This window comes from Tsukamurella sp. 8F (assembly GCF_029167375.1).
In the GTDB taxonomy this organism is placed as follows: domain Bacteria; phylum Actinomycetota; class Actinomycetes; order Mycobacteriales; family Mycobacteriaceae; genus Tsukamurella.
In genome coordinates, this window is sequence record NZ_JARFTP010000013.1 from 71,512 (window position 1) to 94,284 (window position 22,773).

The 22,773-nt window shown below is 70.5% G+C and carries 22 protein-coding genes; 6 read left to right on the forward strand and 16 right to left on the reverse strand.

What is annotated here, in order from left to right:
• Positions 1-17 precede the first annotated feature (17 nt).
• Together P0W64_RS12145 and P0W64_RS12150 are read right to left on the reverse strand one after the other, a co-directional pair.
• Complete coding sequence (locus tag P0W64_RS12145) at positions 18-1,580, reverse strand: adenylate/guanylate cyclase domain-containing protein (protein WP_275480381.1); 1,563 nt, start codon at positions 1,578-1,580, stop codon at positions 18-20.
• Between the two features lie 75 nt (positions 1,581-1,655).
• Positions 1,656-2,714: a citrate/2-methylcitrate synthase gene (locus tag P0W64_RS12150; protein ID WP_275480382.1), complete on the reverse strand. Its 1,059-nt coding sequence runs from the start codon at positions 2,712-2,714 to the stop codon at positions 1,656-1,658.
• 55 nt (positions 2,715-2,769) lie between these two features.
• Here P0W64_RS12150 and P0W64_RS12155 point away from each other — a divergent pair, with 55 nt between their 5' ends.
• Positions 2,770-3,918: a citrate/2-methylcitrate synthase gene (locus P0W64_RS12155; RefSeq protein ID WP_275480383.1), complete on the forward strand. Its 1,149-nt coding sequence runs from the start codon at positions 2,770-2,772 to the stop codon at positions 3,916-3,918.
• Between the two features lie 106 nt (positions 3,919-4,024).
• Entirely contained in the window at positions 4,025-4,300 is a 276-nt protein-coding gene (locus tag P0W64_RS12160; RefSeq protein ID WP_275480384.1) for a hypothetical protein, read from the forward strand.
• Here P0W64_RS12160 and truB read toward each other — a convergent pair.
• The 12 genes from truB to rimP form a co-directional block, all read right to left on the reverse strand.
• The gene (gene truB / locus P0W64_RS12165) at positions 4,297-5,181 is read right to left on the reverse strand and encodes a tRNA pseudouridine(55) synthase TruB (RefSeq protein ID WP_275480385.1); all 885 of its coding nucleotides are present in this window, start codon (positions 5,179-5,181) and stop codon (positions 4,297-4,299) included. The two genes, P0W64_RS12160 and truB, sit on opposite strands and share 4 nt — an antisense overlap.
• Positions 5,182-5,191: 10 nt before the next feature.
• Positions 5,192-5,863, reverse strand: a complete 672-nt coding sequence (locus tag P0W64_RS12170) for a 4'-phosphopantetheinyl transferase superfamily protein (RefSeq protein ID WP_275480444.1) — start codon at positions 5,861-5,863, stop codon at positions 5,192-5,194.
• Positions 5,863-6,789, reverse strand: coding sequence for a metallophosphoesterase (locus P0W64_RS12175; protein WP_275480386.1), 927 nt, complete (start codon positions 6,787-6,789; stop codon positions 5,863-5,865). The genes P0W64_RS12170 and P0W64_RS12175 overlap by 1 nt, the downstream gene beginning before the upstream one ends.
• Before the next feature lie 80 nt (positions 6,790-6,869).
• Positions 6,870-7,436 (reverse strand): hypothetical protein, encoded by a 567-nt coding sequence (locus P0W64_RS12180; protein WP_275480387.1) that lies wholly within the window; start codon positions 7,434-7,436, stop codon positions 6,870-6,872.
• 95 nt (positions 7,437-7,531) lie between these two features.
• Positions 7,532-8,821 (reverse strand): MATE family efflux transporter, encoded by a 1,290-nt coding sequence (locus tag P0W64_RS12185; protein ID WP_275480445.1) that lies wholly within the window; start codon positions 8,819-8,821, stop codon positions 7,532-7,534.
• A 56-nt stretch (positions 8,822-8,877) separates the two neighbouring features.
• Entirely contained in the window at positions 8,878-9,840 is a 963-nt protein-coding gene (locus tag P0W64_RS12190) for a bifunctional oligoribonuclease/PAP phosphatase NrnA (RefSeq protein WP_275480388.1), read from the reverse strand.
• Entirely contained in the window at positions 9,827-10,309 is a 483-nt protein-coding gene (gene rbfA / locus P0W64_RS12195; RefSeq protein WP_275480389.1) for a 30S ribosome-binding factor RbfA, read from the reverse strand. Before rbfA ends, P0W64_RS12190 begins: the two co-directional genes overlap by 14 nt.
• 33 nt (positions 10,310-10,342) lie before the next feature.
• Positions 10,343-10,633, reverse strand: coding sequence for a DUF503 domain-containing protein (locus P0W64_RS12200; protein WP_275480390.1), 291 nt, complete (start codon positions 10,631-10,633; stop codon positions 10,343-10,345).
• Positions 10,634-10,727: 94 nt separating this feature from the next.
• Complete coding sequence (gene infB / locus P0W64_RS12205) at positions 10,728-13,574, reverse strand: translation initiation factor IF-2 (protein WP_275480391.1); 2,847 nt, start codon at positions 13,572-13,574, stop codon at positions 10,728-10,730.
• Positions 13,575-13,819: 245 nt separating this feature from the next.
• A complete protein-coding gene (locus P0W64_RS12210; RefSeq protein ID WP_275480392.1) occupies positions 13,820-14,122 on the reverse strand; it encodes a YlxR family protein in 303 nt (100 codons plus the stop codon).
• Positions 14,119-15,117: a transcription termination factor NusA gene (gene nusA / locus P0W64_RS12215; RefSeq protein WP_275480393.1), complete on the reverse strand. Its 999-nt coding sequence runs from the start codon at positions 15,115-15,117 to the stop codon at positions 14,119-14,121. Before nusA ends, P0W64_RS12210 begins: the two co-directional genes overlap by 4 nt.
• On the reverse strand, positions 15,114-15,701 hold the full coding sequence (rimP, locus tag P0W64_RS12220) for a ribosome maturation factor RimP (RefSeq protein ID WP_275480394.1): 588 nt from the start codon (positions 15,699-15,701) through the stop codon (positions 15,114-15,116). Before rimP ends, nusA begins: the two co-directional genes overlap by 4 nt.
• A 132-nt stretch (positions 15,702-15,833) precedes the next feature.
• Here rimP and P0W64_RS12225 point away from each other — a divergent pair, with 132 nt between their 5' ends.
• Genes P0W64_RS12225 through P0W64_RS12235 form a run of 3 tightly spaced genes read left to right on the forward strand, consistent with a single transcriptional unit; the run spans position 15,834 to position 17,563 of the window.
• Positions 15,834-16,319 (forward strand): hypothetical protein, encoded by a 486-nt coding sequence (locus P0W64_RS12225; protein WP_275480395.1) that lies wholly within the window; start codon positions 15,834-15,836, stop codon positions 16,317-16,319.
• Positions 16,316-16,750 carry a ferritin-like domain-containing protein gene (locus P0W64_RS12230; RefSeq protein ID WP_275480396.1) on the forward strand — a complete coding sequence of 145 codons (435 nt, stop codon included), beginning with the start codon at positions 16,316-16,318 and terminating at the stop codon, positions 16,748-16,750. Before P0W64_RS12225 ends, P0W64_RS12230 begins: the two co-directional genes overlap by 4 nt.
• 30 nt (positions 16,751-16,780) lie before the next feature.
• On the forward strand, positions 16,781-17,563 hold the full coding sequence (locus P0W64_RS12235; protein ID WP_275480397.1) for a DUF4190 domain-containing protein: 783 nt from the start codon (positions 16,781-16,783) through the stop codon (positions 17,561-17,563).
• An 85-nt stretch (positions 17,564-17,648) separates the two neighbouring features.
• Here P0W64_RS12235 and P0W64_RS12240 read toward each other — a convergent pair whose 3' ends face one another.
• On the reverse strand, positions 17,649-19,394 hold the full coding sequence (locus P0W64_RS12240) for a proline--tRNA ligase (protein WP_275480398.1): 1,746 nt from the start codon (positions 19,392-19,394) through the stop codon (positions 17,649-17,651).
• A gap of 25 nt (positions 19,395-19,419) precedes the next feature.
• On the opposite strand from P0W64_RS12240, the gene yaaA reads away from it, so the two are divergent.
• Positions 19,420-20,166: a peroxide stress protein YaaA gene (gene yaaA, locus P0W64_RS12245; RefSeq protein WP_275480399.1), complete on the forward strand. Its 747-nt coding sequence runs from the start codon at positions 19,420-19,422 to the stop codon at positions 20,164-20,166.
• Between the two features lie 21 nt (positions 20,167-20,187).
• On the opposite strand, the gene P0W64_RS12250 is transcribed toward yaaA, so the two are convergent.
• Positions 20,188-22,662 (reverse strand): MDR family MFS transporter, encoded by a 2,475-nt coding sequence (locus P0W64_RS12250; RefSeq protein ID WP_275480400.1) that lies wholly within the window; start codon positions 22,660-22,662, stop codon positions 20,188-20,190.
• Positions 22,663-22,773 lie beyond the last annotated feature (111 nt).

Consider the following 22,773-nt stretch of genomic DNA (forward strand, 5'->3'; position numbering starts at 1 on the left):
CGGGGACGCCGCGCAACCTATCGGGGTCCACCCTCGGCGTCTCCGTCCGGTTCGTACAACTGCGTCGGCACTCCGCGCCCGCGCAGCGTGACGGAGTCGACCGCATGCCACCTGTCGGCGATCGGCACGCTCGCGGCGGCCACCGTCCTCTCGGAGGCGATGGGCACGCCCGTGTTCCGCTTCGCCAGCTCCGACAGTCGCGCGGACTCGTTGACCGGGTCACCGATCACCGTGTACTCGTAGCGGTCCTCGGCGCCGACGTTGCCCGCCACCACGTCGCCGTACGACACCCCGACGCCGGCCGCGACGCCGAGTCCGGCCGCCGCGAGCTCGCGTGCGATCTCCGCGCCCGCATCGAGGGCGGCGCCCGCGGGATCACGGTGCTGGGTGGGTGCGCCGAAGATCGCGAGCGCAGCGTCGCCCTCGAACTTGTTGATGAGCCCGCCGCGCCGGTTCACCGCGGCCACGATCACCGCGAAGAAACGGTTGAGGATCGCCACGACATCCTCCGGCCCGTGTTTGGTTGCCAGGGTGGTGGATCCCACGACGTCGACGAACAGTACGCCGACGGTGCGCCGCTCGCCGCCCAACTGCACACCGCGAGCGAGTGCCGCCTCGACGACGTCCGGACCGACGTGCCGGCCGAACAGGTCGCGGAGCTTCTCGCGCTCCGCGAGCCCGTCGACCATGGCGTTGAAGCCCGCTTGCAATTCACCCATCTCGGTGCCGTCGTACACCACGAGATGGGTCGTCCGGCCGCTGCGCTTGACGCTCTCCATACCGTCGATGACCGCACGTAGGGGCGTGCTCACGCGGTCCATCCCCATATAGGTCAGCAGCAGCCCGGTGAACACGCTGGTGGCGCCGAGGATCCCGACCGAGAGCGCGAGATCCCATTTGGACGTCTGGGAGTTGCCCGCGCCGAACAACATCACCAGCACTATCCCGATGAGCGGTACGCCCGAGCCGAGCAGCCAAGTCACCATCGCGCGCATCTTCAGGCCGCGCCGCTGCATCGTCGGGAAGGATGCCAACGCCATCGCCGCGAACGGGCGCATCGCGAACTCGGTCATCAGGTACGCGGCCGCGCACACCACCGCGCCACTGAGCAGCGACGTGAGGAGCGCCTTCGGGATCAGAGCCGGCTCGCGCAGTCCGTACATCGTCGCGAACAGGGCTGCGCCCACGATCCACAGCACGCCCTGCAGGGCCGTGAGTACCCACGGGACCCGGAACACCGACCGGGCGTCCGCGCGCGTGGGCATGGGATCGTCCTGCGCTGACCAACGCAGCATGCGCACGATCACGGCGGTGCCGCCGACCGCACCGATCAGGAAAGCGAGACAGATGTAGACGGGCAACACGACGAAGTCGATCACCATCAGGTCCGAGCGGAACACCGTCGGGTTGGGTATCCCGACCGTGCCGAGCACCGACACCATCGCGACACCGATCAGGTTGGCGAACACGACGTTGAACGTCAGGAGTATCTGCACCCGCAGGCGCCGCACCGTCGGCGAATCTCTCCTCGACCCGAGCAGGATCGATCCGTATTCGGCTGCGCTCCGCCGGATTCTCATGCGCGGAACACTATTCGATCCCGTGACTTCCCCGGGCCCGGGCGTCCCGGCGTTTCGTCGGGCCGTCATGCCACGTCAGACGTCCGCACGGCCGCGCCAACGCAGCGGCGCCTCGTCGTACTCCTCCGCCACGTGGGCGGCCATCCCGACGATGCGCGAGTACTGGAAGACCACCTCCGGCGCGCCTGCGGGCAGTCCCAGCGCCAGGCACACCGCGGCTCCCGCGAGGTCGACGTTCACGGGCCGCTCGACCCGCTCGCATAGAGCGTCGACGGCGGCGAGCACCGCCTCGCCGCCGAGCAGGTCCAGCACGACGCGGGCGCGGGGATCGTCGCCGGTGTAGACGATGTGCCCGAACCCCGGAACGCGCCCGGTGCGGCGGACGGCACGGGTTATCGCGACGTCCGGGTCGTCTCCCGCCGCGACCGCGGCCAGCAGCTCGTAGGCGTGCACCGGTGCCCCGCCGTGCAGCGGCCCGGCCATCGCTCCCAATCCTGCCGACAGCGTGTCGTAGAGGCCGGCACGCGTGCTCGCAGCGACCCGGGCGGCCGTCGCCGCCACCGCGAGGCCGTTGTCGATGAGGCAGGTCGAGTAGACCTGGAGCCACGGATGCTCGAAAGGGATCTCGGGCACCACGGTGGCGAGCGTTCCGAGCAGCGCGAGGGTGCGGCCGGACAGGCCGGCGCGCTCGCCGCGCAGTGGATCCTCGGCGGCGATCTCCGCGACCGCCAGCGGAATCCGGCGCTCCAGTGGCACGCGCCGCACGCGCGCCACATCCAGGTCCGGCGCCGCCGGGACCGACCCGGAGTGCTGCAGGACGAACGCCGCCGCGTGAGCGAAATCCATTTCCGCGCAAACCGTTTCTATGGGTACCCCACGAAGCGACAGCCCTCGCGGGGTGATCGACGAAACCTTGGTCGCGACCGACCGGAACCGCAGCAACCGCTCCCCGGCCCGTCGGCCATCGTGCTTCGCCGCCGCGAGCGCGTCCACCTCCGCCCGGTCGAACAACGACTCCTCCTGACCGGGCCTGCGCGTCGACGTCAGGATGCCCCGACTCACGTACGAGTAGAGCGTTCCGCGCTTCACGCCGAGCCGCTGCGCCGCCTCCGACGTGGTGATCCAGGTCTGCACGGAATTGATTGAATCAACATTGCGCGGTGTTGATCAACAGCGCCACACTCGACCTATGACCACCATCATCGCCCCTCGGGGGCTCAAGAACGTCGTCGTCGCCGACACCACCCTCGGCGACGTTCGCGGGGACGAGGGCTTCTACCACTACCGCCAATACGAGGCCACGGAGCTCGCGCGCACCGCGACCTTCGAGGACGTCTGGCACCTCATGCTTTTCGGCCGCCTGCCCGAGCCCGCCGAGTCCGACGCCTTCGCTCGACGCGTGGGCGCGCTACGTGAGGTGCCCGGCACCGTCCTCGACCTCATCCGGCGCGCGGCCGGGCCCGGTACCGACCCGCTGCACGTACTGCGCCTGGCCGTCGCCGCGCTCGGGCTCGCGGACCCGCCCATGTACGACCAGAGTCCCGACGAGCGGCTCGAAGCCGCATTGCGGTACGCCGCCGCCGTCCCGACGATCCTCGCCGCCGCCCATCGGACGGCCTCCGGACTGCCGATACTGGCCCCCGACCCTGCCGCCGGCCACGCCGCGGACTACCTGCGGATGTCGACGGGTGCGGCAGCCGCACGCGACGTCGCGGCGGTGCAGACGTATCTGGTGGCCACCGTCGATCACGGATTCAACGCGTCGACCTTCGCGGGGCGCGTGGTGGCGTCGACGGGTTCGGACGTGGCGTCGTGCCTGCTCGGAGCGATCGGGGCGTTCCTCGGCCCACTGCACGGCGGCGCTCCGAGCCGCGCCCTCGCCGCGCTCGACGAGATCGGCGACCCGGCTCGCACGCGCGACTGGGTGCGAACACGCATCGCATCAGGCGAGAAGATCATGGGCTTCGGACACGCCGTGTATCGCACTCACGATCCGCGATCCGAACTGCTGAAAGCGGTCGCGCGCGAGTACGACGGCCCGCTGGTGGAACGTGCCGTCGCGGTGGAGGACGAGATCGAGGCCGCGATCGCCGAGCTGAAACCGGACCACCCGCTGTACGCGAACGTCGAGTACTACGCAGGGGTCGTCATGAGCCTCGCCGGGCTGCCGCCGGAGATGTTCACTCCCACGTTCTGCGTGGCGCGCGTGGTCGGCTGGTCGGCACACCTGCTGGAGCAGGCAGCGGAAGGCAAGATCATCCGGCCGTCGGCGCGCTACTCGGGACCGGAACCGACATCCACGATCAGCAGCTCGGGTACGCCCGTGGGCGCACGCTAGCACCGGCTGTTCGCGGCGTTCTATCGTCGCTGCGCCCACTCCCCGGCCGGGCCGGACCGCGCTCTCCGCATGGGCGGGCACCGCCGGAATGGCTACGCTGGAGTCCATGACCGATCCCGAACCGCCCATCGACGCGGAGATCGTCGATGCTGCTCCCTCGTACGAGCAGGTCACCGGGTACACGGAGGGCGGCGTGCCGACGTTCGACCACGTCCGCGATCTGATCGAACGCCGCACGGCGACTGCGATCGGCGCAGAGGAGCTCGCCCACGAGACGCAGGCCGGCCACGATTCCGAGCGTGCGTTCGACGAGCGGAAGAAGGCCGCCAAGGCCAGACTCGACGAGATCCGCCGGACCCTCGACCGCCCCGACGAGTCCTAGACCGCGGGCCGGACCACGAAGACGGACGCCGCGCGGCGGCCGGACTCCTGCAACAGCGCGATGGCGCGCCCATCGGTGTCGACGGCGGCGTAGACACCGTCGATGCCGACAGGCTCCAGCCAGCGACCCAGGGAGAGGTCGACGGCCTGGTCCGCGGTCACCGGTCGCACGCGGAACCCCGCCGCGACCGCATCGTCGATGCCGTACGACAGCCTCGGCGACTCCGCGAGGGACTCCAGCGTGACCGCATGCGACAGGTCGTATGGGCCGACGCGGGTGCGCCGCAGTGCGGTCAGGTGCCCGCCGACGCCGAGCCCGGCCCCCAGGTCCCGGGCGAGCGCACGGACATATGTTCCACTCGAACACTCCACGGACACATCGACATCCAGGAAGGCACCCGCACGCCGGAACGCCGATACGGTGAACTCCGATACGGTCACCGGGCGCGCGGGCAGGTCGACCTCGACACCCTCACGGACCAGCTGGTGCGCGCGCTTGCCGTCGACCTTGATGGCGCTCACCGAACTCGGACGCTGCGCGATGTCTCCCGTCAGTTCGGCGACTCCGGCGAGCACAGCGGCCTCGTCGACGCCCGCAGCGGAGGCCGACGACACGACCCCGCCCTCTGCATCGTCGGTGGTTGTAGCGGCACCCAGGCGGATCGTCGCGTCGTACGCCTTGGTCGTGAGCGCAAGATGGCCGAGAAGCTTTGTGGCGCGCTCGATTCCGACGATCAAAACACCGGTCGCCATCGGGTCCAGTGTGCCCGCATGGCCCACCCGCCGCGTCTTCATCGCGCGACGGCACCGCGACACGACGTCGTGCGACGTCATTCCCGCGGGCTTGTCCACGATCACCAGGCCGGCCCCCTCGGGCTCCATGAATCCCACGTCATACCACCGCGATCGACGCCAGGATCAGGTCGTCCACGACGCGCCAGCGCCCGTCGAACGCGACGAGCGGCGTCCCACCGTCGGTCACGGAACCGTCGATCAGGATGTGGGACCTGAACTCCCCGCTCACCCCCGCATCCGCCCAGTCGGTGCGCGTGAACGTGATCTCCGCATCCTCGAAGCCGAGCCACCGTTCCGTCAGCGGGAACCACGCCTTATAGGTCGCTTCCTTGGCGCAGAACAGGATTCGATCCCACGCCAGGCCATCGTCGAGACGGGACGCGAGCACCGCGCGTTCTGACTCGACGGACACCGTGTCGAGCACCTTGTCCGGCAACGGCAGGTGCGGCTCGGCGTCTATGCCGATGGCGCGCACCCCCATGCTGCGTCCGACCACGGCCCCACGGAAGCCCTCACAGTGCGTCAGCGCGCCGACGACCCCGCGTGGCCACAGCGGCTGCCCCTTGTCCCCCTTGAGGATGGGCCCCGCTTCGACCCCCAGCTCGGCCAGCGCCTCGCGGGCCAGGTGACGCACCGTCGTGTACTCGCGGCGGCGCTTCTCGACGGCGCGCGCGATCTCGGCCTCCTCGCGCGGCAGCAGCGTCAGTCCCTCCGGGTCCACAGTGGTCTCGCGCGCTATCACGCCGCGCGGCATCATCGGCTGCAGAATCACTTCTCGTCCTCCCCCATCGCCCTGCGGCGCGCCGCCTCGGCCTCAGCCGGATCCACCCGGAAATGCACACCGTATTCGCCGAGCGACTCGGACGTATATCCGGGATGCGGAAGTATCTGCCGCAGAAGGGGTTCCGGCAGACCACGCCGCCGCCACTCGCGCGGGTACCCCACGGAGACCTCCTCGAAGCGCACATCGTCATACCACGTGGTACGCGGAATGTGCAGGTGCCCGTATACGCAACAGTCGGCGTTGTATCGCAGGTGCCAGTCCTCGGTCTCGGTGGTACCGCACCACAGGGCGAAGTCCGGGTAGTACAACACGTCGCAGGGCTCGCGTCGCAGCGGCCAGTGGTTGATGAGCACCGTCGGCTGCGAGGTGTCCACAGCTGCAAGACGTCTGCGCGTGTAGTCGAGGCGCGCCCGGCACCACGCGTCGCGCGTCGCGTACGGCTCGGCCGACAGCAGGAACTCGTCGGTCGCGACGACGTTGCGTTCACGCGCGCCCGCGAGCGCCTGTAGCTTGGTGAGGCCCGCGGCCCGGAAGCTGTAGTCGTACAGCAGGAACATGGGCACGACGGTGACCGGCGACCCGCCCGCGTCCCAGACCGGATACGGATCCTCGGGCGTGAGCACACCGCGGTTACGGCATATCTCGACGAGGTAGTCGTACCGGGCCTCCCCGTGGATCTGCATCGGATCCTTGGACGTCGTGTAGAGCTCGTGATTGCCGGGCACCCAGATCACCTTGGCGAACCGCCGGACCAGCGTGCCGAGTACCTCGTCGAGCACATCCGAGCGCTCGCACACGTCGCCGCAGACGATCAGCCAGTCGTCCTCCGACTCGCTGCGGATCTGCTCGACTACGCCCTCGTTGCCGCGATGCCCGACGTGCAGGTCACTGATCGCATAGAGCTTCGCCACCCCTCCACGCTACCGACCCTCGGTCTGCGCCTCCGGGCCGCCCGTGCAGACCGGACGCCGTGGGACGGCACCGGCAGAGGTCACAGGTTCGGGATAGTCGTCGGGAAGCCCGGCGGCAGCGTGATCGTCGGGGGGACGCCGGGCGGAGTGGGGACGCCGGGCGGCACGACGATGGTGCGCGGGATGGTCGTGGGGATCTGCTCGGGAACCGTGGTGGGCACGGTGTATGCACCACCCTGCCCCGGCGCGGTGGTGGTGGCGGGTGCAGATGTCGTGGGTTCCGACGAGCCGTAGCCGTTACCGCCGGCATCGCCGTTGCCACCGCTACCGCCCTCGACGCCGTTCCCGGTCCCATCGCCGCCGCCGTAGCCGTTACCGGTCCCGTTACCGTTACCACCGCCGTTCCCGGATCCGGCATCGGTGGAGGTAGTCGGCGCCTCCGTGGTGGTGGTCGTGTGGCTCGCGGACGCGCCCGACGGCGCGGTGCCCGCGTCCGACGTCTCGGTGTCCGGGGTCGCGCTCACCGTGAACGACGGTCTGTTCTCCGGCTCCGAGCTACCGCATGCGGCGACGCCGGCCGCCGCACACGCCACAACAGTCACTCCGGCGGCGATGCGACGGACCCGGGACGCTCTCCCCTGCTTCATGTGACCATGTGAATCCATTTCGTCGGGTATTGCAAGTCACACGGCCGATCCGCAGCCGACTGGACCGATTAGCCCGAATGCATATGTCCCGGACGTCAGCGCGTCCAAGCCGACCCGCGGACTCTCCAGACCACCGCCGCGCAGCGCAACACCATGAATGCCGCCAGCCCGGACCAGATGCCCGCAAGGCCCCAACCGAACCAGTACGACAACCAGATCATCGGGAGGAATCCGACGAGAGCGGAGGCCAGTGTCGTCGTCCGCAGGTAGGCCGCATCGGCCGCGCCGAGCAGTACGCCGTCGAGAGCGAACACCACGCCCGCCACCGGCACCATCCCGACCAGGAGCCACCACGGTACGACGAGGGCCGCGATCACGTCGGCGGCCGAGGTGAAGGCGTGCGGGGCGAACGGGCTGGTCACGGCCAGCGCCAGCGAGACGAGAAGCGCGGCGCCGGCCGACCAGACCGTGACGCGGGCTGCGATGCGCCGCGCACCGAGCCGGTCCGCGGCGCCGAGGGCCGCACCGACCAGCGTCTGGGCCGCGATCGCGAGCGAGTCGAGCAACAGGGAGATGAAATTCCACAGCTGCATGGCGATCTGATGCGCCCCGACCGCCTGCGCACCGACGCGAGCCGCGACCGCGCCTGCCGATACGAAGCAGATCTGGAAGGAGAGGCTGCGGACGATCAGGTCCCGCCCCAGCCTGAGCTGCGCAGCCATGAGCGCCGGCCGCGGGCGCAGGAACGCGCCGAGGCTCTCGCCCTCGGGCCGGGACCGCACGAGCGCGGCGAGGAACGCCAGCCCGGAGACCGACTGGCCGAGAAGATTGGCCCATGCCGAACCGACGAGCCCGATGCGCGGCGCGCCCAGCAGACCGTGCGTGAGCATCGGGCACACGACCGCCGACAGCCCGAGTCCCACAGCGACGAAGACCAGCGGCGCCCTCGGCCGCTGCACGCCGCGCAGCCACCCGTTTCCCGCCATGGTGACGAGGATCAGCGGGATACCCCACGAGGCGACCCGCACCCACGACTCGGCCGCGGAGGCGATGTCGTCGCCGCCCGACACTGCGCGCGTGACCGGCCCGGCGAGCACCTGCACCGCAGCCGACAGCACGGCGCCCACGCCGAGCGCGATCCACGTGGCGGCCACGCCTTCAGTGACGGCGCCGTGCGGATCACCTGCGCCGAACCGCCTGGCCGAGCGCGCGGTCGTGCCGTAGGACAGGAACGTCAGCTGCGTCGAGACCGTCGCAAGGATCAGCGCGCCGACCGCCAGCCCGGCGAGCGGAAGCGCCCCCAGGCGCCCCACGACTGCGGTATCCCACAGCAGGTACAGCGGCTCGGCTGCGAGCACGCCGAGCGCCGGCAGGGCCTGACCCATGATCCGGCGCCCCAGCCCGGCGGTGGCAGCGGCCTCAGGCACGCTCGGCTACCGCGTCAGACACGCGCGAGGAAGGCCCGCACGACCTCGTCGGCGTCACCATCGGCGGAGTACCCGGAGGCCAGGCGATGCCCGCCGCCGCCGAAGCCGCGCGCGAACTCGCTCACGTCGACGTCGGCCTTGGCCCGCAGAGACGCCGACCAGCGGCCCGGCTCGCCCTCCTTGAACAGGGCCGCGACCTCGGCCGAGTCGACGGTGCGCAGAAGGTCGATAAGCGACTCGGCCGCATCCCACGGCAGGTCGCCGAGATCATCGGCCGTGCACACCGAGTACACGACACCGCGGCCACCGAATGCGGAAGGCACCTCGGTCGCGGACGCCAGTACTCGTGCGGTCAGACGAAGCCACCCCATCGGGTGGCTGTCGAGCAGGGTCCGCGCGAGTTCCGCCCCCTTTGCGCCCGCCGCGAGCAGGCGCGAGGCGATGGCATGACCGTCGGGGTTGGACCAGCGGAACGAGCCCGTGTCCGTCACCAGACCGGCGTACAGGCAGTCCGCAGTCGGCTGGTCCGGCTCGACGCCCAACGCGTCCGCAAGCCGCAGGATCAGCTCGGTCGTGCAGTTGGCGGTCGGGTCGACGACGTCGACGGTGCCGAAGCCGACATTCGAGCGGTGGTGGTCGATCACGAGACGCACGGGTGCAGCCTCGAATGCAAGCTGCAGGTCGCCCAGACGTTCCGCGCTCGCACAGTCGACGGCGACGGCGACAGCGGCACCGGCGCGCGGTGCCCCGAACGCTTCGGCGCCGGGCAGGGACGCGAGGGCCGGAGGCAGCGGCACGCCGTCGGGAGCGCTGACCGAGGCGTCGATCCCTAGGCGCCCCAGGGTCCGGCGCAGCGCGAGCGCTGAGCCGGTGGTGTCCGCATCGGGCCGCTGGTGGCACATGATGGCCACCGAGTCCGCGCTGCGGAGCGCGTCGGCCACGGCCACCAGGGCCGTGTCCACGTCAGCGTCCGGCATCGGCCTCGCCCGGGTCTGCCTCGTCCTCGTGCTCGTCCTCGCGGGGCGCCCGGTACGGGTCGGCCTCGCCGGCCGGCTTCGCGCCCGCCGCAGCCGCGGCGACGCGCTCGTCCTGCTCACGAGCCCGGGCGAGCAGCGCCTCCATGTTGGCAACCGCCTCCGGGACGCTGTCGAGCTCGAACCGCAGCGTCGGCGTGAAGCGCACGCCCGTACCCGCGCCCACCTTGGACCGCAGCTGCCCGCGGGCCTTCTCCAGGCCTGCGGCGGCCGCCTCATAATCGGGATCGACGTCGAGCGTCGGCCCCATCACGGTGTAATACACCGTTGCATCGTGCAGGTCGCCCGTCAGCCGGGCGTCCGTCACGGTCACGTAATCCAGGCGCGGATCCTTGATGTCGTGCTCGATCGCCGTCGCGACGATCGTCGCGATCCGCTTGGCAAGGCGCTGCGCGCGAGCCGGATCAGCCATGCCCGATCACCTATCTCTCTCGTCGTCTTCTCATCAGTCCTCGGGACCCCACAGGCGCCTCCGCACTGACAATACGGTCACCTCAGGATGACCCGTGGCAGCACGCTCGCAGCGGTCCAGCACCTCTGCGACGTGGGCGCCGTCCGGGCCCACCACACCGACACCGAGGACCGCGCGGCGGTGTAGGTCCAGCGCACCGACCTCGGCCACGCTCACGGAGAACCTCCGCAGCTCGGCGAGGATGGGGCGCACGACGGACCGCTTCTGCTTCAGCGACCTGACATCCCCGAGGAGCAGGTCGATCTCGATCACACCTGTGAACACATCACGGGCCCACCCGGCCCAGGGGCTTCACGGCGCACCCGGCGAAGTATGCGGCCGGCCCCCGACAGTGCGGAGGCCGGCCACCTACGTCGGATCAGTCGCGCGCCTTCTCCACCAGTTCGTAGGTCTCGATGACGTCGCCGACCTTGATGTCGGAGTACGTCAAGGTGAGACCGCATTCGTAGCCCTCGCGGACCTCGGTCGCATCGTCCTTCTCGCGCTTGAGCGAGCTGACGGTGAGGTTCTCCGCCACCACGACACTGTCGCGCAGCAGGCGCGCCTTCGCGTTGCGGCGCATGATCCCCGACTGCACCAGGCAGCCGGCGATGTTGCCCACCTTGGACGACTTGAAGATCGCGCGGATCTCCGCCTGGCCCAGCTCCTGCTCCTCGTACACAGGCTTGAGCATGCCCTTGAGCGCGCTCTCGACCTCATCGATCGCCTGGTAGATGACGGAGTAGTAGCGGATGTCGACGCCCTCACGGTTCGCCAGCTCCGTCGCCTTGCCCTCGGCACGGACGTTGAAGCCGATGATGACGGCGTTCGAGGCCGACGCCAGGTTGACGTTGGTCTCGGTGACACCGCCGACGCCGCGGTCGATGACCCGCAGGGCCACCTCGTCGTCGACCTCGATGCCCAGCAGGGCCTCCTCGAGGGCCTCGACGGTACCGCTGTTGTCACCCTTGAGGATGAGGTTGAGCTGGCTCGTCTCCTTGAGCGCGGCGTCCAGGTCCTCGAGCGACACGCGCTTGCGCGACCGTGCGGCGAGCGCATTGCGCTTGCGTGCGTTGCGCCTGTCGGCGATCTGCCGCGCGATGCGGTCCTCATCGACCACGAGCAGGTTGTCGCCCGCGCCCGGCACCGACGTGAAGCCGATGACCTGGGCCGGCCGCGACGGTGTGGCCTCTGCGATGTCGTCGCCGTTCTCGTCGACCATGCGGCGGACGCGACCGTACGCGTCGCCCGCGACGATCGAGTCGCCGACCCGAAGCGTGCCGCGCTGGATCAGCACGGTAGCCACGGGACCACGCCCGCGATCGAGGTGCGCCTCGATCGCGACGCCCTGAGCGTCCATGTCCGGGTTGGCCCGCAGATCCAGCGACGCGTCCGCGGTCAGCAGCACGGCCTCGAGGAGGGCCTCGATGTTGGTGCCCTGCTTCGCCGAGATGTCGACGAACATGGTCTCGCCGCCGTACTCCTCGGGGATCAGGCCGTACTCGGTGAGCTGGCCGCGGATCTTCTCCGGCTGCGCGCCTTCCTTGTCGATCTTGTTGACCGCCACCACGATCGGCACCTCGGCCGCCTGCGCGTGGTTGATCGCCTCCACCGTCTGCGGCATGACGCCGTCGTCGGCGGCGACCACGAGGATCGCGATGTCGGTGGCCTTCGCACCGCGGGCACGCATGGCGGTGAACGCCTCGTGACCCGGGGTGTCGATGAACGTCACCAGGCGCTCGTTGCCGTCCAGCTCCGTGAGGACCTGGTAGGCGCCGATGTGCTGAGTGATGCCGCCGGCCTCGCCCTCACGGACGTTCGCCTTACGGATGGTGTCCAGCAGACGGGTCTTGCCGTGGTCGACGTGACCCATGACGGTGACCACCGGAGGCCGCTGCTCGAGGTCCTCCTCGGTGCCCTCGTCCTCGCCGTAGGTGAGGTCGAAGCTGTCGAGCAGCTCGCGGTCCTCATCCTCGGGGCTGACGACCTGGACGACGTAGTTCATCTCCTCGCCCAGCAGCACGAGGGTCTCCTCGTTCACCGACTGGGTCGCGGTGACCATCTCGCCCAGATTGAACAGCGCCTGGACCAGGGATGCTGGATTCGCGTCGATCTTCTCGGCGAAGTCGCTCAGCGAGGCACCCCGGGCGAGACGGATGGTCTCGCCCTGGCCGCGCGGCAGCCGGACGCCACCGGCGATGGGCGCCTGCATGTTCTCGTATTCGGCGCGCTTCGCCCGCTTCGACTTGCGCCCCCTGCGCGGAGCGCCACCGGGACGGCCGAACGCACCTGCGGCACCGCCGGGACGACCCCGGCCACCGCCGCCGGGGCGACCGCGGAAACCGCCGGCAGCGGGTGCACCGCCACCGGGACCACCGCGGAAGCCGCCACCGCCGCCGCCCCCACCGGGACGACCGCGACCGCCGGGCCCGCCGCCGGGCCGGCCTCCGGTGGCCGGACGCGCGGCGCGGGCGGGCATGGCACCCGGATTCGGGCGCGGGGGCATATTGCCCGGCGTCGGACGGGGACCGCCCTGGCCGGGGGCGGGACGACCGCCCTGCGGCCGCGGACCGCCCTGGCCCTGCGGACGGGCGCCACCGGGACCGGGACGCGGACCACCCGGCCCGGGACGTGCCGGACGAGGGCCGCCGGCGCCCGGCGCCGGACGCGGCGGGCGCTCGGCCGGGGCCGACGAGAACGGATTGTTGCCGACCCGCGGCGTGCGCGGACCGGGCTTCGGGCCTGCCGGACGCGGACCCGCGGGACGCGGGCCGGGACGGCCGGCGTTCGCCTGCGCATCGCCACCCTCGGGGCGGGCCTGCGCGGGGCGGGCCTCGGAGCGCGGGCCGGGACGGGCGTCGGAACGCGGTCCCGGGCGCGCGGCGCCGGGCTTGGGGCCGGCGGCTGCGGGGCGCTCTTCTGCGGCCGGCTCCTGCGGCGCAGAGTGGTCGGCCGCGGCCGCTCGGTCCGCCGGTGCCGCGGGGCGCGCGGGCCCCGGCTTCGCGCCGGGCTTGGCTGTGCCGGGACGGGGAGCCGACGGCTTCGCGGCCGCACCGTCCGTCTTCTTGGGCGAGTACGACTCGCGCAGTCGACGCGCCACAGGCGCCTCGACGGTGGACGAAGCCGACTTCACGAATTCGCCCTGCTCGCTCAACCGAGCGAGTACTTCCTTACTTGTGACACCGAGTTCCTTAGCCAACTCGTGCACGCGGGCCTTGCCTGCCACTACTCTCCTCACTGCGAGGTCGAGCGGTGACTTATGGTCCCGCCGACCCCGGATTACCTACTCCGACGGCCGTTCATCGCTGAAGCTTCACGGTGTACTCATGACTACAAACTCGTTCCTGTCCTCGAGGCCTGGCCGACCTGCATCAGGTCCTTCGGATCCACGACCGGTCCCGAACACGCCTCCGGTCACGGAGGAGTCTTCTCGGGCCGCCCTACACTGTACCGCGCCAGGCAAACCGGAAACTAATCCGGCGCCGCTCCGAGCAGCGCGGCCTCGTCGACCGCCACCGGCCCCTGCAGCCGCAGGGCCCGGCGGAACGCCTGCCGTCTGACCGCGTTGGCCACGCATTCAGAACGCGGGTGCACCCACGCTCCCCGCCCGGGCATGCGCCGCGCCGCGTCGGCGACGACCCGCACCGCACCGTCGTCGACGGCGACCGCGACCGTCCTGACCAGCTCGGCCTGCGGCGCACGGCCCCGGCAGCCGATGCACATCCGGACCGGACCGCCGGCCGCAGGTACATCCGGCCCCGGCGCCGCGCTCACTTCTGGGCTGCGTCGGCGTCCGAGCGGATGTCGATGCGCCACCCGGTGAGGCGAGCGGCGAGACGAGCGTTCTGCCCCTCCTTGCCGATCGCGAGCGAAAGCTTGTAGTCCGGGACGACGACTCGCGCCGCCTTCTCCTTGGGGTCGACGACCGTAACGGATACGACGGATGACGGCGAGAGGGCGTTGCCGACGAATACCGCGGGATCGTCGTCGTACGAGATGATGTCGATCTTCTCCCCCGCCAGCTCGTTCATCACATTGCGCACGCGCTGTCCCATCGGGCCGATACACGCACCCTTCGCATTGAGACCCGGCACAGACGTTCGCACGGCGATCTTCGAGCGATGACCGGCCTCGCGGGCCACCGACACGATCTCGACGCTGCCGTCGGCGATCTCCGGCACCTCGAGCGCGAACAGCTTCTTCACCAGGTTGGGGTGCGTGCGCGACAGCGTGATCTGCACGCCACGCTGCCCGCGACCTACACCCACCACGTAGAACTTGATGCGCGCGCCGTGTTCGTAGAGCTCACCGGGCACCTGCTCGGCCGGCGGCAGGACGGCGTCGTGACCGCCGTTCTCGGGGCCGATGTGCGCGACGACGAAGCCCTTGGCCCGCGCCCGGGAATCGGCCTGTACGACGCCGCCGACGATCTCGCCCTCGTGTGCGGAGAACTCGCCGAAGTTGCGCTCGTTCTCGGCATCCCGCAGGCGCTGCGTGATCAACTGGCGTGCCGAGTCCGCGGCGATGCGCCCGAAGCCCTCGGGGGTGTCGTCCCACTCGCCGATGACGTTGCCCTCGGCGTCCAGCTCCTGTGCGATCACACGTACCGCCCCCGACTTGCGGTCGATGTCGATGTACGCGTGGGGCTGATGGCCGTCGGTGTGCTTGTACGCGGTGAGCAGCGCGATCTGGATCGCGTCGATGACGGTGTCGACCGCGATGTCCTTCTCCGCCTCGATGGCCTTGAGCGCGGCGATGTCGATATTCATTTGTCTCCTTCGGAATCTGCAGTCCCGTCACCGGTTCCGGTTTCGTCGACGGGGGCGCCGGGCGTGACCCGGCCGGGGGTGAGGCCGGACAACTCCAGCTCACGTGAGTCGGGACGGGAGAATTCGACCTGGACGACGGCCTTCGCCACGTCGGCGAGCGCGATCTCGCGCGCCTCGGGACCGCCCTTCCGGCGCGGGACGACGACGGTGACCGTCGCCTCGTCCGCCGCGAGCTCGCCGATTCGCGCGATCAGACGATCACCCGAGGTGAACTCGATCGCCGCGCGGCGGCCGCGCGCGCGGCGCCAGTGGCGGGGCGCGTCGAGGGGGCGCTCTGCCCCCGGTGTCGTGACCTCCAGGGTGAACGCCTGCTGCCCGTATACCGGGTCCTCGTCTATTGCGGCGGACACGTCGCGCGTGAGGTCGGCGATCTCATCGAGGGAGGGACCCGCGTCACTGTCCACGACCACGCTGACCATTGATTTGGGGCCGGCCTTGACCACGCGGACGCGTTCCAGGTCCAGGCCCGCGGACTCCACCAGGGGTGTCACCGTCCTCATGACCGCGGTCTCATCGAATGCCATTTCCGCCCCCTGTGAAGTTGTCGTAAGCGCCCGAGCAGTATACCCGTTCGCGCTGGGAACTCCCAGCCGGTCAGGTGTTCCACGCGTCGAGGTCGCCGTTCCCGGGCCGCGCCCTGGTTAGTATCGGTACCCGTGCCAGCCATCGAACCGAGCGTGCCGACAGGGCGCACCGTCACCCGCCGCGCGGCCATCGCAATGGCCGGCGTCTCCCTGGGCGCCCTGACCGCGTGCTCGTTCACGCCGGACCGCAGCGGCGACCCCGCGACGAAGACGCTTACGAACCTCGCGGACGCCGCTCGGGCCGACGCCGCCGCCGCAACCGCTCTCATCGCCACCGCGCCTTCCCTGGCCACGACACTCCGGCTGATCGCAGAGCAGCGCACCGAACATGCGCGGGCGATCACCGACGAACTGTCGCGGTTCCTCGAACAGCCCGCGCCGTCGCCCAGCGCGGCGCCGGCGCCGGCGACACGGACGCAGGCGAAGCTCGTCTCCCAGCTCAAGGCATCCGCCCGCGCCGCGGGTGACGCGGCAGTCTCGTCCTCGGGATTCCGTGCGTCCCTGCTCGGCGCCGTCGCCGCCGCCGTCACCACCCACGCGGAGGTACTGCTCGCATGACAGACGAACCGGACGCGCTCAACGCCGCCCTGCAGGCGGAGGACGCCGCCGTGTACGCATACGGCATCGTCGCCGCGTACTCCCTGGCGGCGCGGCAGGACTCCGTGACCGAGTTCATCGCCGCGCACCGGGCGCAGCGGGACTCCGTCGCGGCAGCCGTCAAGACGGCGGGCGCCAGCGCACAGCCTGCTGCGCCCGCATACAAGATCCCCACCCCCGTCACCGACGGCACGACGGCGGCCAAGCTCGCCGTCACCGCCGAGGAGGGCTGCGCTCAGGCCTACCGGCAGCTCCTCTCGGCCGCCGGGAGCGATGGTGTCCGGCGCATCGCCCTCGGGGGTCTGACGGGCGCGGCGACCCGCGCCGCGCGGTGGCGGATCGCGCTGAACATCGCCCCCGCGACGCCCTCTTTGCCCGGCGGCGACGCGTAGTCGCCGCGGGTTGTCCTTAGACTGGCCCGCATGACCGACAGCGATCCGCACAAGCAGAGCGAGCCGGGACCCGACTCGGACCCCACGGGCCGTGCCTTCGACGAGACCGTCATCCGGCCCAATCTGTCCAAGGAGGGAGACGGCGGGTCGGGCCCGTCCGTCGAGCAGCCGAAGTACCCGTCGGGGCCGCCGTCGGCCGGCTACCAGTTGGGCTCGCCGCAGCCGCCCGCGGATCCGTACGCGCCCGCTGATCCCTATTCCGCACTCCCCCAGTACCCCACCGCACCCGACTATCCGGGCGGCCAGCCGGGCTACGGCCAGCCAGGCCAGCCGGGCTACGGCCAGCAGGCCCCCTACGGACAGCAGGGATACGGGCAGTCCGGATACGGGCAGTCCGGATACGGACAGGATCCGTACAACCAGCAGTTCGGCGGACAACAGTTCGGCCAGCAGTACCCGGGGTCCGACCCCTACGGCCAACAGCCTCAGTACCCGCAGGGCGGGTTCCCCGGCGCACCGGGCTTCGGCACGCCCGGTTACCCTCCGTCGGCCCCCGGCACCAACAACCTCGCGATCGCCTCCCTGGTGACGGGCATCCTCGGCATCTGCTGCTTCCTCTTCTCGATCGCGGGCATCATCACCGGCGTGATCTCGCTGAACCAGATCAAGCAGACCGGAGAGGGCGGCCGCGGCCTGGCGATCGCGGGCATCGTGTGCGGGGCCGTCACCCTCGTCCTGAGTGTGATCTGGGGGATCTACGTGGTCACCTCCAAGGACGTGACCACGGGTAACGCCCTACTCGGCCTCTTCTGAGACCGCCCTACGAGAGCCCCGCACGGGATGGTCCGTGCGGGGCTCCGTTCGAAGCGGACGCCCGATCTGCACGTCGCAGCGACCTCTACGCGCGGGCGGCGGCGGCGACCACGTCGGCGGCGTCCGCCACGGGCACCTCGCGGGACTCACCGGTGAGGCGGTCGCGCAGCTCCACGACACCGTCGGCCCAGCCTCGGCCGACCACGACCACGGTCGGGACACCCAGCAGTTCGGAGTCCTTGAACTTCACGCCGGGCGACGCCTTGCGATCATCGAGTACCACCTCGAGGCCCCGTGCGTCGAGGTCCGCGGCAAGCTGCTCCGCGCCCTCCCAAGCGCCCGCGTCCTTGTTCGCGATCACGAGGTGCACGTCGTACGGCGCGACCCCCTTGGGCCAGCGCAGCCCCTTGTCGTCGTGCCACTGCTCCGCGATGACGGCGACGAGACGGGAGACGCCGATACCGTAGCTGCCCTGGATGAGCCGGGCGGGCTTGCCGTCCTCGCCGAGGACATCGACCTCGAAGGCGTCGGTGTACTTGCGTCCCAGCTGGAAGATATGGCCGATCTCTATGCCACGCGCTGAGACGAGCGTGCCGCGGCCGTCCGGCGACGGGTCGCCGTCGCGCACCTCGGCCGCCTCGATCGTGCCGTCGGGGGTGAAGTCGCGGCCCGCGACGAGGTCCACGACGTGCTCACCCGGCGCGTCGGCGCCCGTGATCCACCGGGTCCCGGTCACGACCCGCGGATCCACCAAGTAGCGAACCCCGTTGTCCAGCAGAGCCTTCGGCCCCACGTAGCCCTTCACCAGGAAGGGGTTCGCCCTGAAATCGTCCTCGTCGAGCAGCTCCACCTCGGCGGGCTCCAACGACGCCTCCAAACGCTTGAAGTCGACCTCGCGATCGCCGGGGACACCGATGCCGAGCAACTCCCACTCGTCGCCGGGCAGCCGCGTCTTCACGAGCACGTTCTTGAGGGTGTCCGCCGCGGTGACGGCCCGGCCCAGGTCGGCCGCGTTCGCCCAGTCGACCAACGTCGCGATAGTGGGCGTGTTCTCGGTCTGGTGCACGACCGCCTCGGGCAGGCCGTCGAGGGGGATCAGATCCGGCGCCGGCGTGACGACCGCCTCGACGTTCGCGGCGTAGCCGGACTCGAGGCAGCGCACATACGTGTCCTCGCCCACCGGGCTCTCCGCCAGGAACTCCTCCGACGCGCTGCCCCCCATCGCGCCGGAAGTCGCCGCCACGATCACGTACTGGACGCCGAGGCGCGCGAAGATGCGCTGGTACGCCTCGCGGTGCGCGTGGTACGCGTCCTTGAGCCCGCCTTCGTCCAGGTCGAACGAGTACGAGTCCTTCATGATGAACTCGCGCCCGCGCAGGATCCCGGCTCGCGGCCGTTCCTCATCGCGGTACTTGGTCTGGATCTGGTACAGGATCACCGGAAGGTCCTTGTAGGAGCTGTACTCACCCTTGACGGTGAGCGCGAACATCTCCTCATGCGTGGGCCCGAGCAACATGTCGGTCCCCTTGCGATCCTTGAGCTTCAGCAGCGCGTCGCCGTACTCGGTCCATCGACCCGTCGTCTCATACGGCTCGCGCGGCAGCAACGCAGGTAGGGATATCTCCTGCCCGCCGATCGCTGTCATCTCGTCGCGCACGACGGCCTCGATGTTGCGGAGAGTCTTGAGGCCGAGTGGCAGCCAGCTGTAGACGCCGGGCGCTACGCGGCGCACGTATCCGGCACGCACTAGCAGCTTGTGGCTCGGGACCTCCGCGTCCGCGGGGTCGTCGCGGAGCGTGCGGAGGAAGAGCTGGGAGAGTCGGGTGATCACGGGTCGATAGCTTAGTGTGCCCGGTGTGCTGATCCTGCTTCCCCCGTCGGAGACCAAGACAGGTGGCGGCGCCGGCCGCCCGCTCGACCTCGCCGAGCTCTCCCTGCCCGACCTCACGGACACCCGGGTACGCATCGCCGAGGCACTCGTCGAGGTGTCCGCCGACGATACTGCGGGCCGCGCCGCTCTCGGGCTCTCCGCCGCGCAGGCCGATGAGCTCGAGCGCAATCGCACGCTGTGGTCCGCGCCGACCCGCGTGGCGCTCGAGCGCTACACGGGCGTGCTCTACGAGGCACTGGACGTCGCCGGGTTCACCAGGGCGCAGCGCGCGAAGGCGGATGCGCGGCTCGCGATCGGATCCGCGTTGTTCGGAGTGGTCCGCGCCGCAGACCCGATTCCCGCGTACCGGCTCTCCGCCGGGTCGAAACTCCCCGGGCTTCGCACTCTCGCAGCCGAGTGGAAGCCCGATCTCGCCGACGCGCTGGATGCCCTCGACTGCGGGCTGGTCGTCGATCTGCGATCGGGCGGTTACGCCGCCCTGGGGCGGGTCGAAGGTGCGGTGACCGCCACCGTCGTCACCGAACGAGAGGACGGTAGCCGCTCCGTCGTGTCGCACTTCAACAAGCACCACAAGGGCCTGCTGGCGAGGGCGCTCGTCGCGACCCGGGCGGAGCCCGCGGACGCCCGCGCCGTCGTGCGCGTGGCACAGAAGGCGGGCCTGCGGGCCGAGGTCACCGGCTCCCAGGAGGTCACGATCGTCACCTCGGGGTAGGCCGAGGGGGTCCCGGGAGGCTCAGTCGTCCTGGCGGTGCCGACGCGCGCGGCTGACGCGGTCCGCCTGCGGCGACTGGGCTCCTACACGCATGCTGTGCCGTCCCTCCTGGGACGCGGCAGAGTCGGGTGTCGAGGCGTCAGGGGCGGCGTGACGGCCGTCGCCGCGCTGCAGCGGCGCGCTCGGGCGCTGCACGGGGCCGCTCGGGCGCTGCACCGGGCCGCTCGGACGCGGGATCGGGGCACTCGCCCGGAAGCCCGCCTGTGGGGCCGCAGGCTGTGGGGGCCGCTGCACCGGCGCGCTCGGACGGGGCTGCATCGGTCCGCTCGGCCGCGGCGCGGGCGCGCCCTGACGCGGCATCGGCGCGCTCGGCCGGCCCTGGCGCTGTACGGGCCCGCTGGGGCGGAATCCCTGCCCAGCGGGTACGGGGCGCTGGACCGGCACGGCCTGCGTCGGCGGTGTCTGGGCGGGGCGCGGCGCCGGTGCCTGCACACGACCGTTGCGCTCCGGCATGCGGAAGCCGCTAGGACGCTCGATATCGGCGGAGCGGCGGATCTCGCCGCTGTCGCGCGCGACACCGGACAGAGGCGGCTCGGGTCGACGCGGGACCGGGTCGCTGGGATGGGTGCCGCGAGTCGGCGGCTCGTCGCGGCTCGCCGATGGTGCGCCGAGCGGCAACGCCGTGGTCGCCGACTCGTCGGGCTCCGGGTCGGGTGCGCGCGTGCGGCGCCGGGCGAGGATCGGGATGCGATCGGTGAACGGCGCGGGCTCGGGATCGTCCGGGCTCTCGTTGTAGAACAGCTCGTAGTCGCTCCGCTTGACCGCCGGGAACGTACCGGAGGTGACGTCGCCCTCGATTGGCTCCCATTCGTCCTCGGCCTCGTCTTCGTGGAATGCGAGCGCCGGGAACGACGTCGACGGGATCGCACCGCCGGACTTGTTCGACTCCTGGACGGCCTGGCCCTCGGCGACCTGCTCAGGCGTGAAGCGCATGAATGGGACGACGACTATGCCGGCCAAGACGACGATCGCTGCGCACGCCAGGAACGCGAGGCCGTACCCCGATGCGAGTGCATGCAATTGGACGTCGCGCAGGCCGGGCACGGCGCTCATCTCACCGGATGTGGGACCGCCCTTCGACATGATGCGCGACGTGACGAGCACCTGGACGATCGCCAGTCCCCCGACACCGCCGAGATTCTGCGCGACCTCGGTCAGCGCGGTCAGGGGGCCGATCTCATTGGGCTTGACCCCGGCCACGATGCACAGGGTGAGCGGGATCAGCGCGAGTCCCACGCCCAGGCCGATGATGAACACAGGGACGGCGATCTGCGGGAAGTAGGCGATATGCGCATCGTGCCGACTCGGATTCGACGCGTAGGCGTCGATGGTCGCGTAGACGAACAGGCACGGCAGGAGCACAACGATCCCGCCGAGTGCGACGAGCCATCGCGCCTGCACCATCGTCGCGAGCTTTGCGGACACCGCCGAGGAGACGCCCATGCCCACGGCGAACGGCATCAGCGCCACGCCGGACTGCCACGGCTCGTAGCCGAGCACCTGCTGGAACGTCAGCGAGACATAGAAGCCCATCGTGGGGATGACGGCGCCACAGATGAGGATGGCGATCATCGTCGCAACTCGGTTGCGGTTGCGGAACAGCGAGAACGGAAGGATCGGGTTGCGCGTGCCGCGCTCCACGACGAGGAACATCACGAGGCACACCGCCGCGAGTGCGAATGCGATGACCACGCTCGGACGAGACCAGCCCTCGGGGCCCGCGGTAGCGCCGTACACACCGGACGCGCAGCCGACCACCGCCAGTACCGCGCCGCGCACGTCGAGCGAGTGCCGTCGCTCGGCCGAAGACTCCTCGAGCGCGATGTAGCCACCGATTGCGCACGCCAGGCCGGCGGGCACGCTGATGAGGAACACGAGGCTCCAGTGCCAGGTGGCCAGCACACCACCCGCTACGAGCCCCGAGACCGAGCCGACGCCCGCCATCGCAGCGAAGATCGCAAAGGCCTGGTTACGCGCCTTGCCGGGCGCGAAGGTGGTGGCGACGAGGGCGAGCGCAGTCGGGCATGCGACCGCCGCTGACGCCCCCTGAAGCGTGCGGGCGACCAACAACCACACCTCGGCACTCAATCCGAGAAAGCCGTCCATCGCACCCGCCGCACCCGCGAGGCCTGACGTCACCGTGAAACCCGAGACGCCGTAGATGAACATCTTCTTCCGGCCGAAGGTGTCGCCCAACCGGCCGCCGAGCAGCATCAGACCGCCGAAAGCGACCGCGTACGCGCCGAACACCCACACCTTGGTGGCGTCGGACAGGTGCAGCCCGTCCTGGATCTTCGGCATCGCCACGAAGACGACGGTCCCGTCCAGGACGGACAGGAAGTACATCCCGCTGAGCACGATGATGGCCAGCCCGAACGCGTTGCCTTTAACGGCGTACGTCTGGCCAGTCCCCTCGGGCGCCGATACTGCGGTCATGGGTTCCGACGGTACAGGCCGAACAAAGGCGCCGGGAAATCGTCGCACGTAACAAATGAGGCACAAGTTACCTGTGTGACCGGTATGGGAGTGCTCGCGAACGCGCTGACC